The sequence below is a fragment of the Sphingopyxis sp. MC1 genome (genome assembly GCF_000371385.1).
GTDB lineage: Bacteria > Pseudomonadota > Alphaproteobacteria > Sphingomonadales > Sphingomonadaceae > Sphingopyxis > Sphingopyxis terrae.
Window position 1 is genome coordinate 12241 of the sequence record NZ_AOUN01000005.1, and the last position, 16424, is coordinate 28664.

The following is a 16424-nucleotide window of genomic DNA, read 5'->3' on the forward strand; positions in this document are numbered from 1 at the left end:
AGCACGGCACCGCCCATCAATGGGCGCCCCGCGGCATCGCCGCAAGCAATGCCGCGGCGATGAAAGCCAGCATCGCCAGCAGCAAAAAAAGACCCGCGAATCCGAAATCGGGAACGATTGCGATCGCGATCCAGGGCATGATCAGGGACGGTGCGGTGTTTGTCAGGTTGAACAAACCGATCCCGGTCGCGCGCCGCGCGGGGTCGGGAAGCACGCGCAGCGTCTGACTGGCGTGGAGCGCAAGAAAGGCAGCGCTGGCGCCGCTGAAGAGCAGGTAGGCGAGCTTGGCCAACCCCGGTGATGGCGCCGCCGCCATCGCGCCGAGCAGCAGGCCGGTGCATGCCGCAAGCAACGCCAGAACGGCAAAGGGGCGATCGCGCCGGTCCGACCAGCGGCCGAGCGCCATCGCGGCGCCAATCGACAGCGACAGACCGATGGCAAAGAGCAGCATCTTCTCGCGATTGGTCATCGCCGGATCGAGCGCGCGGAGCCAGAAATAGAGATAAGAGGCGAGCGCCGCACCAGGCACCTGCATCGCGAGGCGCGCAAGCCACATTCGTATCGCTGCGGCCGATTTGCGCCGCGGCGCTTGAACGATGTCCACCGATCCCGGATCGGTCGACAGCGGTCGTGGCCGGCCAGCGACCAGGAGCGGCAGCATGGCGGCAACGGCGACCATGGAGACAAGCCACAAATTGTCCGCGAAACTCGCCGGGGTCTCGCGGGCCACGAGCAGCGACGACCAAGCACCTAGCGCGGGAGCGAACGCGAGCAGACCGCCAAGAAGGCCCTTCTGCCGATCGGGGACAAAGTCGCCCGCCCATGCGATCAGCGGCGTCAACATGAGGTTTAGCGCGAACTGCCAGGCAACAACGAGCCAAAGCAGCGCTGCCACGCTGGTAAAATGCGCCATCGAAAGCTGGAGCGCGACCGACAGGGCGAGTCCGGCTCCGATCCAGCCGCGCCGGTTCCGCGTCCGGTCGCTGAGCCAGCCCGACGCGATCGCCGACACGCTTGCCGCGAGGGCACCGGCGAACAAAATATAGCCCAGCCAGCGAATATCCGCCGCACCCGCCAGTTCGGCCACCCGCATCGGGAGCAGCAGCATCAAAAAGGGAGTATAGGCGATTACGGCCCCGGCATAGGCAAGCGCGTAGAGAAACAGCAATGCGAGCGGCTGCCGCTCGTCCGCCGTTCGGGTTTCGCTCGCCACCCCTGCCCCCATGCCCAAGCGCCGGCTTGCGCGATGCAACCGGTCGCCTCATCCATCTAGCCATGCTTCGCACCATAATATAGTCGCCCCGCGCCGACGACGCGCGGGGCGGCCCTTGCCAGCGATCAGAAGTTCACGCGAACGCGAAGACCGTAGGTGCGCGCGTCGTTCAGGAAACGGATGTTGAGCGACGAGCCCACGAGCGCCTTTTGCGACACCTCCTCATTGAGGAAATTGCTCGCCCAGGCCTCGATGCGGAAATTGTCGATCGTATAACCGATTCCGAGGTTGAGCGTGACATAACCCTGCTGGCGGTCGGGAAAGCCCGCTGCGAACGCCGTCTGGCGCGTTCCGTCGAGGAAGACGATGTCGGCTTCGTTGAACTGGCTGAGATAATAGGATGAACGATAGTTGAGCAGTGCCTGCCAATCGAGGCGGCCGGGCCCCGCGTCGAACCATTGCGACAGCCGCGCGCTAACATTCATCTTCGAGGCCAGCGGCAGCCGGTTGCCGACGAGGCTGATCAGCGGCGAGTTGCCGCCGGCGCCGAAATCCTGCGCGCGGGCATCGGCGACGATGCCGCGGGTGATCTTTGTGTCGAGATAGGCCGCGTTGATGTCGAGACCGAAATTACCCGGGAAGCGCAGACGCATCTCGGCCTCGGCCCCGTAGATGCGTGATGCACCGATGTTGCGGTTGACCAGCGAATAGCCGTTGCAGACCGGCGGCTGCTGGGTTGTATCGAGGTTGATGCAAGTCAGGTCCTGAAACACCTGGTTGGTATAGTCATAATAAAAGCCGGTCAGGTTGAAGACGCCGCGCCGACCGAACATGTCGAAGCTGTTGCGGCTACCGATCTCGTAGACGAGAAGCTTTTCGGGACTGAAGGTCTCGGGGATCGGCGATCCGTCGAAGCTGTCGTTGAAGCCGCCCGATTTGTGACCGGTGGAAACCTTGGCATAGAGCATGTTATCGTCGCTCAGATCATATTCGATGCCGACGCGCCAATCGACATAATTAAATTTCGAGCTTCCGATCTGCTGCCCCGGAATGGTGAAATTGGCGTAGCTGAAGCCGCCATTGCGATCCGACGGGTTGAACGTCGGGCAATTGACGAAGCCATTGTCGATGTCGGGGCGATCGATGCAGGTCCCGTTGGGATTGGTGCCATCCGCGATCGCGCCGATCTGCGCAATCAGCGTGTCGCGCAAACCCGGCGTCTTGACGCCTTCGATGAGGAATTGCGCCATGCCCTGGGGCGTCGTGATATTCGAGACGTCGAAATTGGGGCGGTCCAGCAGCGCCGGCCGGAAACCTTCGGTGCCGATGCGCGTGGCAAAGCAGCAGTCGAAATTTTCACCGCCGAGCGTCAGGGCCCAGTTGCCCCCAATGCCGTAACGCGACTTGCGCTCGTCGGTATAGCGAATGCCGGCGAGGAAGCGGAGCCGGTCCGCGACGTCATAGGTTCCGTCAACGTAGAAAGCATAGCTCTCGCCCTTGACGTCGGGCATTACGAACTCGGTCGCCGAATAGCAGCAAAAGCCGCGATCGGCGAGCGCGAGATAGCCCACCGCCTGATCTTCCTTGAAATAGAAGGCCCCAAGGTTCCAGCGGAAGCGTTGATCGTCGTTCGCGAACAGGCGCGCTTCATAGACCTGGCTTTTCGAACGGGTCTGCCAGAAATTGCCCGAATAATTGTCATATTGGACTGCCGACAGATCGCGGCCTGGATAATCGATACCGTCGCTTGAGGCATTGACCTGATAAAAGTCGACCGAACGATAGCTGCCTGTGAGCTCTGCGCCGAAGGTTCCGAAATCGTAGTTGATCTTGCCCTGAATGCCCCAGAGCTCATTCTCCATATCGCCCTGAAGGCCGCGATAGACGACATGCTTGAGGTTCAGCTTGTCGGGGCGCAGGCCGCTGCCGACGACGGCGCTGAAGATATTGGCACCCGGATAGCCGGTTCCCGTTTCCTTGCCATAGTCGCCGACGATCGAGACGCTCAAGCGATCGCTGGGCTCCCAGAGAAGCGAAAGGCGCCCGGCATAATTTTCCTCAAGACCAGCGGGCTTCAGATCGCGCGCTTCGGCGCCGGTCGAGACATTTTTGAAGCCATAATCACGGTTGATATAATAGCCCGCGGCGCGCAGCGCCAAAGTCTCGCCAAGCGGAATGTTGATCGCACCCTCGGCGCCATAGGACGAGCGATTGGCAATCTCGGCCTGCGCATAGCCGCTGAACTCGCCAAGCCGCGGCTTTGCGGTGATAATGTTGAGCGTGCCGGCGAGTGCGTTCCGGCCGTAGAGCGTGCCTTGCGGCCCCTTGTTCACCTCGACCCGGTCGAGATCGTAAAACATGAGCCCGAGCCCGCGCGGACGCGGAATATAGGTTCCGTTGAGATGCGGCGCAGCGCCCGGGTCACCCAGTTCGGTGTTGTTCGCCGACCCCACACCGCGGATGAAGATTTCGACATTGCCTTCCTGGTTGGCGATGCTCAATCCGGGGATGGCAACCTGAAGCTGACGCAGTTCGGAAATGCCGTCCTGCCGCAGCTGTTCGGCGCCAAGCGCCTGGACGACGCCCGAGACATCCTGCGAATCTTCGGCACGCCGATTGGTGGTGACGATGATTTCGTCGTTGTCGCCGCTCGCCCGATCTTCTGCTCCCGCGGCCTGGCCGTAGGCGGGCATCGCTGCCGTCGTTGACAGCAGCGCCAGCAGCATTGCTCCTGAAATTTTACCCCTGTTCATGACATCCTCCCTTTTATCACTCTTTATTTGCACTGCAGCACCGGCCCTGACGGCGAGACGATCCGCGCCGACGACAGAATGAGATCAAGCTTTCCCGAGGTTGTGATGCTGAGCGGCGTCTCGACGCGCGCCATGTCGACGCCGGCCTTCTCGAAACAGCGAAGCGGGATCGCAATCCGCGTCCATTTCCGGGTCTTCGCGGCCTCGTTGAGCATTGCACGAAGCGGAAAACCGCCAGCACATTGCGCTCCGCAGCCCATCACGAGGCTCACCTCGGCCGACGGCGGCGTATCGACCCTGACGTCCAGCTCGAGCGCGAGATCGCCGTTCGACTGGCGCGAAAGATCCGTCGGCGAATCCTGAACGATCGCCGCGACGGCTGTCCCCGCGCCGGTCCAGCGAAGGCGCACCGAATCCTCCTGCGCGGCGCGGTCGGCGCCGCGCGCTTCGATGAGCTGTGGACCGGGAGTGGTGGAAAGCGCCCCGGGTGCTCCGAGCAACAGGCGCCGCCCGCTACCAGGCTTTCCGGCGGCGAAAAGAACGCCGGGGTCCACGGCGGCGTCGCTGGCGCGAGCTTCCGACAGCGGTGCAAGGTCGCCGTTGTCGGTTGAGGTCAAACCGAAGCCATAGGCAAACAGCGGATCATAATCCGCATCGCCAACATTGACCGCGGTCTGGTCGCTCGTCTTCGGCCAGCTGTAGGGGAGCTTGCCGCGAAATTCGGCCTTGCCGAACAGCATGTCGGCCACGCCGCCGCCCTCCGAACCCGGCAGCCAAGCTGCAACAAAGGCGTCCGAGGCATTGAGGAACGGGTTGACCCACATCGCACGCCCCGAGAGGAACACCGCCACGGTGGACACACCATCGGCTTTCAGCGAACGCAGCAGCGCGAGGCTCTTGGGGTCGTCATAGCCGACGTCGGGCCGGTCGCCCTGGAACTCCGCATAAGGATCTTCGCCGAAAACCACGATCGCGACATCCGGCTTTTTCGTATAGCGTCCGTCGGGCGAAAGCATTGCCGACCCGCCGGCAGCCTTGACCTCGGCCGCGATGCCTTCCCAGATCGACTCGGCGTTGGGAAAATCGCTGCGCTTCGTTCCGGTGCCTTGCCAGCTCAGTGTCCAGCCGCCGGTCTGCTTGGTAAGATTGTCGGCGCCGTCGCCCGCGACAAGGATCGTCGCCTCCGGCTTCAGCGGCAACAGACCGCTGGCGTTCTTGAGAAGGACGAGCGATTCGCGCACCGCCTCGCGCGCCAAGGCCCGATGCTCCTTGCTCCCGAGCAGCTCGAACCGTCCGCCATAGGGTCTGTCCGAGGGCTTGCCCGCTTCGAACAAGCCGGCGCGTAACTTGACCCGAAGAATGCGTCGAACCGCGTCGTCGAGCCGGGCCATCGGGAGCGTCCCGTCGCGCGCGTGCGCGAGCGTAGTGCGATACAGATCCTTCCAGCTGTCGGGCGCCATATACATGTCGAGCCCGGCAACGGCCGCCGCCGCGCAATCGGTCGCCGTACATCCCGCGACCTGACCATGTCCGTTCCAGTCGCCGACGAGGAAGCCGTCGAAGTTCCAGCGTTCTTTCATCACCCCGGTGAGCAACGACCGGTTGCCGTGCATCTTGACGCCGTTCCAGCTCGAAAAGCTGACCATCACCGACTGGACGCCCGCATCGAGAGCGGGGAGGTAGGGCGGACTGAAGAGGTCGCGCAGCTGCGCCTCGGGCATCTCGGCATCGCCCTGATCCTTGCCGCCATGCGTTCCCCCGTCGCCGAGGAAATGTTTGGCGGTCGCGATGATATGCGGGCCGCGGAGCCAGTCCTTGTCACCGATCCTTCCCTGTAGTCCTTCGATCAGCGGCGCGGCGTAGCTCGTCGCGATCTCGGGAGCTTCCCCAAAGCCTTCATAGGTACGCCCCCAACGATCGTCGCGGACAACCGCGAGCGTCGGCGCAAAGGTCCAGTCGAGACCGGTGACCCGCATCTCGATTGCGGTTGCAGCGCCAATGCGGCGGATGAGGTCGGGATTGCGGGCGGCGCCGAGGCCAATATTGTGCGGGAAAAGCGTCGCGCCCACGACATTATTGTGCCCATGAACGGCATCGCTGCCCCAGATCACCGGAATGCGAGGCAACTTGCCATTCGGTTTCATCGAAGCGGCGTAAAAGGCGTCGGCGGCTGCAAGCCAATCCTTCGCTGGCGCATTATAGCGGCCGCCGGGATCGGAATTGCCGCCGTTCAGCACCGATCCCAGATGATAGCGGTAGACGTCATCGGGCGTGACACTGCTGATATCCGCCTGAATGATCTGGCCCACTTTCTGCTCAATCGACATCGCCGCCAGCAGTTCATCGATGCGGCGCTCGACCGCGGGGTCGAGAGCGAGCGTCGCCGGCCGCGCAGGCCAGTTGGCGGGATTGGCCCGAGCGGCGGAGACGGAATCCGCAACCGGCGCCTGGGCGGCCGCGACCGTAACCGAATGGGGAATGGTCAGCGCTGCAAGCGACGTGAACCCAAGCGCCATGACAGCGCCGCGCGGCAAGTTCATTTCCTCTCCCCGTTTATGTCAACGTTTACCGAATCTCAGTCAACGTTTACCGTTAGACATCGACAGATGTCAAGCCAGCCGCTAAGATCCGTAAAATTGCATGGCATCGGACCGTGATCGGTCCTCTGGCGCAGCGGGGAGAGGGGCCGATTTCCAAGCGAACTACCATCGTCGATATAGCGCGCGTCGCCGGCGTCACGCCCAAGACTGTTTCGCGCGCGCTCAACGACGCTCCCCATGTGAGCGAGGCCGTTCGCCAAAAGGTGAAGGCGGCGGCGGCCGAACTCGACTATCATCCCAATCTCGCCGCCCAGAGCCTGATTGCACGCCGGTCCTTTCTTATCGGCCTTACTTACGAACGTCCGAGCCCTAGCTATGTCGTCGACCTGCAGAACGGCGCGCTCGGGCGCCTTGAGGACGGGCGCTACCGGCTGGTTGTCCTTCCCTTCAACCATGTCGCGAGCCGTCCGGAAGAACTGGGGAAGCTTTTGCTCCGCGCGGGGCTCGATGGCGTCCTCCTTGCGCCCCCCGCCTGCGACCAACCCCTGTTACTCGACATGCTCGACCGGCAAAAGCTGCCCTATGCGCGGATCACGCCCCACCGCGACCTCGAGCGCGGCATTGTGGTGACAATGGATGAAGTCGCTGCGGGCCAAGAGGTAGCGGCCCATCTCCTGTCGCTTGGACATCGGCGCATCGGCATCATCCTTGGCGATCCTTCGCACGCGGCCAGCATGGGCCGGATGGAAGGCTATCGACGCGCGTTCGACGAAGCGGGCGCGGCTATCGACGACAGGCTGATCGTCACCGGCGATTTCACCTATGACGTCGGCTACCGCGTCGCGCGGACTCTGCTCTCGCTGTCACCGCGTCCCACCGCCATCCTGGCGCAGAATGACGATATGGCCGCGGCGGCCGTCGCCGCAGCGCGCGATCTTGGCCTATCGGTCCCCGCAGACCTTTCGGTGGCAGGGTTCGACAATTCGGAAGTCTCGCGTACCGCTTGGCCGCAACTTACAACCGTCAACCAGCCGGTGCGCCAAATGGCCTGGGACGCCGCGGATCGGCTGATTGCCTCTATCGACCAAAAAGGCGATGTTGCGGGGCCGGAGCGGCGCGACCATGCGCATGAGTTGCTGGTACGCGCGTCGACCGCAGCACCCGCCGCCGCCTGAACAAGCGACTCATTCGGACGCAAGCGGCGGATTGGCCAGTTCGATCAGTTCGCGCGCCTGCGCTGCAAACCACTGCCCGGCGGGCGGCGCCTCGACCGAACGTTCGGGGTCGACGGGTCCCGCCGTCCCGCGCAGGCACGCGCCGTCGGACTCACCGGGCACCTTGATCCACAGGAAGGCATCGACATAGCGGTTCCCGCTTTCCAGCGAGGGCAGTCGTCCCAGTCCGCGACCGGGAGGGTTGCACCAGACCTCCGCATCGCGATATTTGCCGGCGGGTGGATACCACGACCCTTGGCCGTTGCGGCTCGTATCAATCACCGCATGCTTTTGCCGATCCGGCGCGCGCGTCAGTCGCAGCTTGGCAAAGAGCCGATCATAGGCCGCATCGGTCATCTTCCAGCTTGCGGTATTTTCGAAGCTTGCCGGGCTGAACTGGCTTGGACATTCGCGCGGATCGAGTCCGCCTCTGGTAACTAGCGCAATGCAGTCACTCACCCACCGCGCATAGGGGATAATGCGGTCATCGCTCTCGAAATTCGAGACGTTGAGAAAGAAGCCCGAGGCTTTGGCGACATCTGCCCTGATCAGCCGAACGGCGATCTCTCCGGGCGCCAGCCACCCGCTGCCGGTGCCGTCCAGATAGATATGAACGTTCGGCAGCGCAGACAGGATCGCGACAGCGCCGCGCAGTTCCTCATAGCGCCGGGCCGCCGCGGCTTCGCCCTGCCCTTCAGGCCGGCAACCCTCGAATTCGCCGGTAAGCGTCCGATGCCATGGAATGACGCCAAGCCCGTCCGGTTCCAAAATCACGATCGCCGAACGGTCTCCGATCCCGCGCGCCAGCCCGCCGATCCAGTCGTGATAGGCTCCGCTGTCGGCCGCCCCACCCGCCGAATAGAGCGCACAATCGCGATAGGGGATATTATAGGCCACCAGAACCGGCACCTGCCTTGCTGCCAAGGCGCGGCTGACGATATCGCGCGCCTTTGCCTCGACGATATCCGGTGAACCATAAGCGAGCCACGACGCGGAGGGAAACCTGGCAAGGAAAAGCGCATCGTCTTTGGCAGGTCCATTCAGCCTGCCGGCAGCCTCTACCGTCGTACTTCTGGTATCAACGAACAATGATGGCGTCTGCGCCGCGGCCGCAGGCGCGAAAATCGCGAACGACGCCAGCAAAGCCGCGATAAAAAACCGTCTCATAGTGCCTTCCCCACCAGGCTGCCGCATGTATCATTCCCACCTTTGTTAGCCGATGCGTGAAGACTGATAGGGGTCGGCGGTCCGCGCGCGCAAGATGCATCGCGATCAGGGACTGTTAAACAATTACGTTCGCATCGGACCGGTCGCCGAGAAAGAGTTCGACGAGAAGCAACGCAGGTGCGGCATCGCGGAATGCGACCCCTTGCGACCTGACGATTTGGCAATGCCTTTGCGCCGGGGCGCGCGTTGAGGCGATCTATAACGCCCATCGCGCAGAACTTGCCCGCTATTTGCGCCGTCGCGCCCCGGCGCAGGATGTTGGCGATCTCGTCCATTAGTGTTGTCGGCGGTTCGCCGGCTAAGGAGGATATCCACAGCGTTCGGCTTCCCGGCGAGCGAGGACCCCCGCCTGCGTACGTCAGGTGAGGATGTCGGACCTGCGGATGAAGGCCGACCGTCTCGCAACGCGGCGCCAATTCGTCAGCGAAATGGGGACATCGTGGCGTCACGCCTGCCCGGTCGACAATCCGGTTAGAGCGACAAGGGCAGTTGAGCGTCCCGTACGGCCTTCCGCGCACGTTCCACCAACGCGGGATTGCCGACTGCAACGACCCATCGTTCGACGGCGAACCCTTCCACTTGCCGGGCCACGATCTCTGGAGTGTCTGAATCATATCCAGGAACGACGGCCAAACCGATGCCGGCCGACACGAGCGCCAGAACGCTCTCTTCGTCATGTGCCTGCGCGACGATGATCGGTTTGATCACGTCTCTGGGGAGGATGTGCGGTCGCTCGCACGCGCACCGCGCGATCATCCGCATGCCGACGAGATCGGCAATCCGGAGCCGTTCGCGCCGCGCAAGCGGATCCTTCGCCGCCATCAGCAATTCATAACGTTCCGCCCAGAGGGGTTGTTCGCGGCGATCGCCCTCGCCGGGAACGATCGCGAGATCGGCCTCGCCCCGATCCGCGACCAATCGCAGATCGACTTCAGGGCCGGTGCCGATTGCTTCGAAAATGCAAGCGAGCTTTCGCAGCGCGACGGTCGGGTGGACGAAAAGCCGCACGATTGCCGCAGGCGCCTCTTTCCGGCTGATACTCGCCTTGAGTCCGGCCACATCGGCGAGGATGGCGCGGGCGCGGTTCGCGAACGCGATCCCCGCGGGTGTCGGTGTCAGCCCAGTCACGGATCTTTGAAAAAGCTGGGCCCCGAGCACGGCTTCGAGCTTCTGCACGGCGTGCGACACCGACGGTTGCGCCACATTGCAGCGGCGTGCGGCACCGCTGATCGAACCCTCTTCGAAGGAGGCGACGAAATAGCGCAGAGAACGGAGATCCATAGGCCTGTCCTATATCATTCATCTATATAATATATTTTTCGACGATATCGCAATCGGTCATGCGGGGTTCGTCAATCAGAGGAACCGTCATGGTCAAGACCGCAATCACGCTTTTGGGCATCGCGTTCGTCGCTGCAATCTGGTGGTATGTCTTCGACAGCCGCGCCCCGCGAGAGGCGGACGATGCGATACCGCTCGAGGCGCTCCGCACGGTGATCGCCGCAGATGATGCGAGGCATCTGCCCCGTGAGGTCGAACTTTATCGTACCGGGCAGGGTACGGCGCCGATGTTCGCGGTGGAAGCCGGAGGCAGCCTGGGAAAATTCGAGATGGCCTACACCGCGTTCGGCATCCGCTATCGGGACAGCCGCGTGATGATCGATGCGGCCGCGGATCGCGAGACCGCGATGGCAATTGGTGACAAGGCTGCGGCGCGATTTGACGATGCGGCTTACGCCCTGCTGCTCGACCGAATCGCGCAGGCGGATCAAGTGATCCTGACCCATGAACATAAGGACCATGTCATGGCGGTCGTGCGCCATCCTGCGTTCGGCGCATTCGCCGATCGATTTCGCTTTCCCGAAGCGCAGCGCTACGGCCTCCTTCGTCATAGCGGGTCCCAAGCGATCGCAGAGGCGATCGGCTCCCTCGCGGCCACGCCAATCGACGGGGCCACGCATATTGCGCCCGGGATCGCAGCAGTTCCTGCGCCAGGTCACTCGCCGGGCAGCATCATCATTCTCGTCCGCCTCGCCAACGGCAGGGAGTATCTTTTCATCGGAGACATTGCGTGGAGTTTTGACGACATCACGAAACTGCGCACCCGCCCGCGATTCCTGCAGTGGCTCATGTTCGATCCCAAGGAAGAGCGCGGCCAAGTCTTGCGGCAGCTGCGCGCGCTCCATGACCTGCATCTTCGTGAACCGGCGCTGGTGATCGTCCCCAGTCATGATAATCGCTGGTTCGACCGGCTGATCGCAGAGCGCCTGATGAAATCCGCAAAGGCTGAAACGCAATGACCGGCAGCCGCCGCCAGCCTCATCCAGCAATTGCCGGACCGTCTCGACAGGGGATCAATGCACCGCCAACTAAATCGGGTTAGAGTAAATCCCCGATTGCGGCGGGATTGCTTAGCCTGGGGTCAGGACCAACTTGATAGCACCGCCATCTCGCGTATCGAACAACTGATGCGCCTTGGCCCCTTCGCTCAATGGCAAAACGGTGGCTGATATATTTCTCGGGCCGCGGGCGTCCCGCCTGCACCAGCGGGAACAGGGTGGGAAGCTCCTCTGGGACCGAGCACGTCCCAGCCCTGAACGTCAGGCCCGCTGCAAAAAAAGTTCAAGCGGAAAGGCGTAGCGTTGCGATTGCTGCACACCGATGACCGAAACGGTATCCCGCGCGCGGACGAGGCGCAGCGCGAGATCAACCGTCTCATCGCGTCCAAAGACCGCAATCGCGCAGTCGGGTTTGCGCCCCTTAGTCGCCTCGCGGATCATCTCGACCGCCTCGCCCGGATGGAGCGCAATAGCGCCGGCCTCCTCCGCCAGCACACGCCGCTCGGCGACCGGGTCGATCGCATAGGCGATATGCGCGCCCATGATGGAGGCGCTCGATCACCATCAGCCCGATCGGCCCTAGCCCGATTACCGCGACGCTGCTGCCCGGCAAGATATCGGGGCTGCGCGCGCCGAACCATGCGGTCGCAAGCGCGTCGGTCATCAGGAGCGCCTGCTCCTCCGATACGCCGTCGGGAATGAGCACGGCGTTGACGTCTGCGGGGTTTCTGTGGATGCCCTCGGACCAGAGAGTGGTGGACAGGGCTGGATTCGAACCAGCGTACGGGAAACCCGGGCAGATTTACAGTCTGCTGCCTTTAACCACTCGGCCACCTGTCCATGGGGTCCGCGTTGGGAAGCGGTCCAATGGCGAAAGGAGTCTTGCCTGTCAATGGCAGTCATGGGAAAGGCCGCCGCTATGAGACAATTTTCCCGTCATCGCCGCCCGCAGGGGCAGACTCCGCGCGGTCAGGGCGTCCGTTTCTGGGGACGCCACGCCGTTCTGGCCGCGCTCGCCAACCCCGAACGTCGCGTCAAGCGAATCTGGGGGACGCGCGAAGCACTCGGCCAGCTCGATTTGCCGCCGGTTGTTCCCATCAGTTTTGCCGACGTTGCCGACTTGGCGCGGCTCGTTGCGCGCGATGCTCCGCATCAGGGCTTGGTGATCGAGGTCGATCCGCTCGACGAAATCTATCTCGGCGATCTTTTGCAGGACGAAGTCGATGCGGAGAGCAAGCGGCCGATCGTCGTCCTCGACCAGGTCACCGATCCGCACAATATCGGCGCCGTGTTGCGCTCCGCCGCGGCCTTCGACGCCGCGGCGATCGTTACGCAGGACCGCCACAGCCCGCCCGAAAGCGGCGTGATCGCCCGCTCGGCATCGGGCGCGCTCGAAACTGTGCCGTGGGTGCGCGTCGTCAATCTGTCGCGGGCGCTCGAGGAAATCGCCGAAGCGCAATATTGGCGAATCGGACTGACCGGCGACACCGAAACGACGCTGGGCGACACGCTTGACGGCAGCAAGGTCGCGCTGGTGCTCGGGTCCGAAGGCGACGGTATGCGGCACAATGTCATGGAACATTGCGACGTGCTGGCAAAGCTCCCCATCTCGCCGCGGATGGAGAGCCTCAACATCTCGAATGCTGCAGCGATCGCGCTCTACGCGGTCGCGACGGCTGGAGCCTGAGCCCATGAGCAGTCACCCCGGCGAAGGCCGGGGTCTCAACTTCGCGTTATAGCTGAACCGTCGAGATCCCGGCCTTCGCCGGGATGACGAATGGGATCAATCCTCGGCGGCGATCCGCACCTTCAGCCCGTCGAGCGCGTCGCTGAACGGAATCTGGCACGACAGGCGCGAGGTGTCGTCGCGGTCGCTGGTCGAATCGAGCAGATCATTCTCGTCCTCGCTCATCGCCGGAAGCGCCGCGGCGTCGCCCGCCTCGACATGGACGTGGCAGGTCGCGCACGAGCAGCAGCCGCCGCACAGCGCGAGCAGTTCGTCGAAACCGGCGTCGCGGATATTTTCCATCACGGTCAGGCTGGTATCGCCTTCGATTTCATGTTCGGTTCCGTCGCGCGTCACGACAATCAGCTTGGCCATGCTCGTCCCCATAGTTTCGATTCGGCTGGGCTATGTCGTGCGTTGCGTGGCAAATCAAGCGTTGCTAATGACGGCAGTCGGAACAAAAGGAGAATATCGATGGGGCTGTCGCAGGAGCAATTGAACGCCGGGATCGATGCGCTTGCGGCGCGCGAGCCGAATTTTGCCCGCGCGCTGGGCAATGCCGGCTATCCCGAACCGCGCATCCGCGAGCCCGGCTATACGACGTTGCTCCGTACCATCGTCGGCCAGCAGGTCAGCGTTGCAGCGGCAACCTCGATCTGGAACAAGCTGGAGGCGGGGTTCGGGGCGGGTTGCCCCGCCGAGGTAATGGCGGCCGCGGAGTTTGATGCCCTTCGTGCCTGCGGCCTGTCGGCGCAAAAACAGGGCTATGCCAAAAGTCTGGCGCAGCTCGTACTCGATGGCGAACTCGACTTCGCCGCCCTCCCCGCCGACGATGAAGAGGCGATCGCGCTGCTGACCAAGGTCAAGGGCATCGGACGCTGGTCGGCCGAAATCTATCTTCTCTTTGCCGAAGGGCGCCCCGACATCTGGCCTGCCGGCGACCTTGCGGTGCAGGAAGCCGTTGGCCGCATCCTTCGGCTCGACGCACGCCCGAGCGAGAAGCGTGTCCGCGAAATCGGCGAGGCCTGGCGTCCTCACCGCGGCGCCGCCGCCATCTTCAGCTGGCATTGTTACAATATGGATGTGATCTGACATTGGTGGAGCCTGACGCGCCGATGAGGTCCTTCGGGAACGCCGCCAAAGAATGATCGCCCCGCACGCGCTGGCGTCGCCGATATCATTCGAATCCCCCAGACACAAAAAAGGCCGGGCAGAGAAACGCCGCCCGGCCTTTTTGTTCACCTGATATAAGGCTTATTTCTTGGCGGCGGCCTTTTTGGCGGGCGCCTTCTTGGCGGCTGCCGGCTTTTCCTCGGCGTCGGCCTTGGCCGCTGCCTTCTTCGCCGGCGCCTTCTTGGCCGGAGCTTCGGCCTTCTCGGCCTTGGCTTCTTCCTTCACCGCGTCCTTCTTGGCAGCGGGCTTTTTCGCGGCCGCCTTCTTGGCGGGCTTGGCGTCATGATCATGGTCGTGGCCACAGCCCGGACCATGGACATGATCGTCGTCAGCCTCGATCGCGGCTTCCAGCTCTTCGCGGGTCACTTCGCGATCGCTGATTTCCGCCTTTTCGAACAGGAAGTCGACGACCTTGTCTTCGTACAGCGGAGCGCGAAGCTGCGCCGCGGCGAGCGCGTCCTGCTGGACATATTCGACGAAGCGCTGACGGTCTTCGGGGCGATACTGCTGCGCCGCCTGCATGACCAGACGCTGCATTTCCTGCGGGCTGACCTGTACGCCATGCGCCTGACCGATTTCGGAGAGGAGGAGGCCAAGGCGGACGCGGCGCACCGCGATGCTGCGATATTCGTCGCGATCCTTTTCGAGTTCAGCCTTCGCCGCCTCGGGATCGGCTTCGTGGCTCGCTTCATGTTCGAGCTGCTGCCAGATCTGGCCGAATTCGGCTTCGACCATCGTCGGGGGCACGTCGAAATCGTGGCTCGCGGCGAGCTGGTCGAGCAGCTTGCGCTTCATATAGGTGCGCGTCAGGCCGTTGAGTTCCTGTTCGACCTGGCCCTGCATCAGCTCCTTGAGCTTCTCAAGGCTCTCGAGGCCGAGCGACTTGGCAAACTCGTCGTCGATCGCGGTTTTGGCCGGAACCTTCACTTCCTTCACCGTCACGGCGAATTCGGCGGGCTTGCCCTTCAGATTTTCGACCGGATACTCGTCGGGGAAGCTGACCTTCACGGTCTTTTCGTCACCGACCTTCACACCGACGAGCTGATCCTCGAAACCGGGGATGAGCTGGCCCGAACCGATTTCGACCGCCATGTCTTCGCCGGTGCCGCCGTCGAAGGCGACGCCATCGACGCTGCCGGCGAAGTCGATGATGACCTGATCGCCGGTCGCGGCCTTCTTCGTCTTGGGCGCATCTTCAAAGCGCTTCATCTGCGCCGCGAATTCCTCGATCTTGGCCATTACGGCGGCATCGTCGGCCGCGACGGTCAAGCGTTCGAGCTTCAGCCCGTCGATCGACGGCGCTTCGATTTCGGGCAGCACTTCGAGCGCAACCGTCAGTTCGGCATCCTTGCCGCGCTCATAGCCGTCTTCCAGGCTCACAGCGGGCTGGAGCGCCGGACGAAGCTTTTCCTTCGTCATCAGATCGCGCACGCCGGCGTCGATCGCCTTGTTCAGCGCGTCGGCCGACAGCGCTTCGCCGTGCATCTTGCGGATCAGGTTCGGCGGCACCTTGCCGGGGCGAAAGCCGGGCATGCGCACGGTCGGCGCGATCGCCTTGACTTCGTCATCGACGCGCGCGTCGATGTCCTTCGCGGTGATGGTCAGGCGATATTCGCGCTTCAGGCCTTCGTTCAGCGTTTCGACGGTCTTCATTGCCTTGGTCTTATCCTTGCTCAAAATCTCTTATCGCAAACCCGGCCCGAAAGCTGGGTTCTTCTATCCGACCTCGCTCTTGCGGACATGGTGCGGGCGAAGGGACTCGAACCCCCACATCTTGCGATACTGGTACCTAAAACCAGCGCGTCTACCAATTCCGCCACGCCCGCATGAGCTGTCGGCCGGGTGCACGAATCCATGCGCTGTGCCGCGCACGCCCGTGCGGGCCGGGCGGGGCTATAGCAGACGCGTGGCCGAGGGCAAGGGCGGAAGGCCGCGATATTCCGTGAGCGGAACGATGAAGACGGCTATAGGTTGATCGAGTCTGAGGAGACGATCATGACCAGCGGCACCAATAGCCTGCCCGACCCCCTTCCCAAGCCCAAGCCCGATGTCATCGAGCCGCAGTCGCCGCCCGAACAACCGGTGCAGCCGACGCCGCACGAGGACCCCGCGGGGCAGCCGCAGGAAATACCCGGAAGCCCCGGCGGCGGCGATATCGATGAGCCTGGCCGCGGGCCCGACGAAGCACCGCCGCAGCACATTTAGCTTGCTAAGCGCTTGACCGTTCCCCTTCCCCGCC

At 63.2% G+C, this 16424-nt stretch carries 13 protein-coding genes and 2 tRNA genes; 5 read left to right on the top strand and 10 right to left on the bottom strand.

What is annotated here, in order from left to right:
• Positions 1-16: 16 nt before the first annotated feature.
• The 3 genes from EBMC1_RS08375 to EBMC1_RS08385 form a co-directional block, all read right to left on the bottom strand.
• The gene (locus tag EBMC1_RS08375; protein WP_003043546.1) at positions 17-1213 is read right to left on the bottom strand and encodes an MFS transporter; all 1197 of its coding nucleotides are present in this window, start codon (positions 1211-1213) and stop codon (positions 17-19) included.
• A 125-nt stretch (positions 1214-1338) separates the two neighbouring features.
• The gene (locus EBMC1_RS08380) at positions 1339-3966 is read right to left on the bottom strand and encodes a TonB-dependent receptor (protein ID WP_040589944.1); all 2628 of its coding nucleotides are present in this window, start codon (positions 3964-3966) and stop codon (positions 1339-1341) included.
• Positions 3967-3989: 23 nt separating this feature from the next.
• Entirely contained in the window at positions 3990-6482 is a 2493-nt protein-coding gene (locus EBMC1_RS08385; protein WP_231292886.1) for a glycoside hydrolase family 3 protein, read from the bottom strand.
• Positions 6483-6619: 137 nt separating this feature from the next.
• Here EBMC1_RS08385 and EBMC1_RS08390 point away from each other — a divergent pair, with 137 nt between their 5' ends.
• A complete protein-coding gene (locus EBMC1_RS08390) occupies positions 6620-7681 on the top strand; it encodes a LacI family DNA-binding transcriptional regulator (RefSeq protein WP_003043553.1) in 1062 nt (353 codons plus the stop codon).
• 9 nt (positions 7682-7690) lie between these two features.
• Here EBMC1_RS08390 and EBMC1_RS08395 read toward each other — a convergent pair whose 3' ends face one another.
• Positions 7691-8887, bottom strand: coding sequence for a glycoside hydrolase family 6 protein (locus tag EBMC1_RS08395; protein WP_003043556.1), 1197 nt, complete (start codon positions 8885-8887; stop codon positions 7691-7693).
• A gap of 531 nt (positions 8888-9418) precedes the next feature.
• Positions 9419-10228 carry a LysR family transcriptional regulator gene (locus EBMC1_RS08400; protein WP_003043560.1) on the bottom strand — a complete coding sequence of 270 codons (810 nt, stop codon included), beginning with the start codon at positions 10226-10228 and terminating at the stop codon, positions 9419-9421.
• An 89-nt stretch (positions 10229-10317) separates the two neighbouring features.
• On the opposite strand from EBMC1_RS08400, the gene EBMC1_RS08405 reads away from it, so the two are divergent.
• Entirely contained in the window at positions 10318-11247 is a 930-nt protein-coding gene (locus EBMC1_RS08405; RefSeq protein ID WP_003043563.1) for an MBL fold metallo-hydrolase, read from the top strand.
• A gap of 300 nt (positions 11248-11547) precedes the next feature.
• On the opposite strand, the gene EBMC1_RS18640 is transcribed toward EBMC1_RS08405, so the two are convergent.
• Positions 11548-11829 (bottom strand): zinc-binding dehydrogenase, encoded by a 282-nt coding sequence (locus tag EBMC1_RS18640; RefSeq protein WP_003043566.1) that lies wholly within the window; start codon positions 11827-11829, stop codon positions 11548-11550.
• Between the two features lie 210 nt (positions 11830-12039).
• Positions 12040-12126 (bottom strand) — tRNA-Tyr (locus EBMC1_RS08415).
• A 79-nt stretch (positions 12127-12205) separates the two neighbouring features.
• Here EBMC1_RS08415 and rlmB point away from each other — a divergent pair.
• A complete protein-coding gene (rlmB, locus tag EBMC1_RS08420) occupies positions 12206-12973 on the top strand; it encodes a 23S rRNA (guanosine(2251)-2'-O)-methyltransferase RlmB (RefSeq protein ID WP_040589946.1) in 768 nt (255 codons plus the stop codon).
• Positions 12974-13069: 96 nt separating this feature from the next.
• Here rlmB and EBMC1_RS08425 read toward each other — a convergent pair whose 3' ends face one another.
• A complete protein-coding gene (locus EBMC1_RS08425; RefSeq protein ID WP_003043571.1) occupies positions 13070-13387 on the bottom strand; it encodes a 2Fe-2S iron-sulfur cluster-binding protein in 318 nt (105 codons plus the stop codon).
• A gap of 99 nt (positions 13388-13486) precedes the next feature.
• Here EBMC1_RS08425 and EBMC1_RS08430 point away from each other — a divergent pair, with 99 nt between their 5' ends.
• Positions 13487-14104 carry a DNA-3-methyladenine glycosylase family protein gene (locus EBMC1_RS08430; RefSeq protein WP_003043574.1) on the top strand — a complete coding sequence of 206 codons (618 nt, stop codon included), beginning with the start codon at positions 13487-13489 and terminating at the stop codon, positions 14102-14104.
• A 162-nt stretch (positions 14105-14266) separates the two neighbouring features.
• Here EBMC1_RS08430 and tig read toward each other — a convergent pair whose 3' ends face one another.
• Together tig and EBMC1_RS08440 are read right to left on the bottom strand one after the other, a co-directional pair.
• Positions 14267-15838: a trigger factor gene (gene tig, locus EBMC1_RS08435; protein ID WP_003043576.1), complete on the bottom strand. Its 1572-nt coding sequence runs from the start codon at positions 15836-15838 to the stop codon at positions 14267-14269.
• 88 nt (positions 15839-15926) lie between these two features.
• Positions 15927-16011 (bottom strand) — tRNA-Leu (locus EBMC1_RS08440).
• 169 nt (positions 16012-16180) lie between these two features.
• Here EBMC1_RS08440 and EBMC1_RS08445 point away from each other — a divergent pair.
• Positions 16181-16390: a hypothetical protein gene (locus EBMC1_RS08445; RefSeq protein WP_003043579.1), complete on the top strand. Its 210-nt coding sequence runs from the start codon at positions 16181-16183 to the stop codon at positions 16388-16390.
• The last annotated feature ends 34 nt before the right edge of the window (positions 16391-16424 follow it).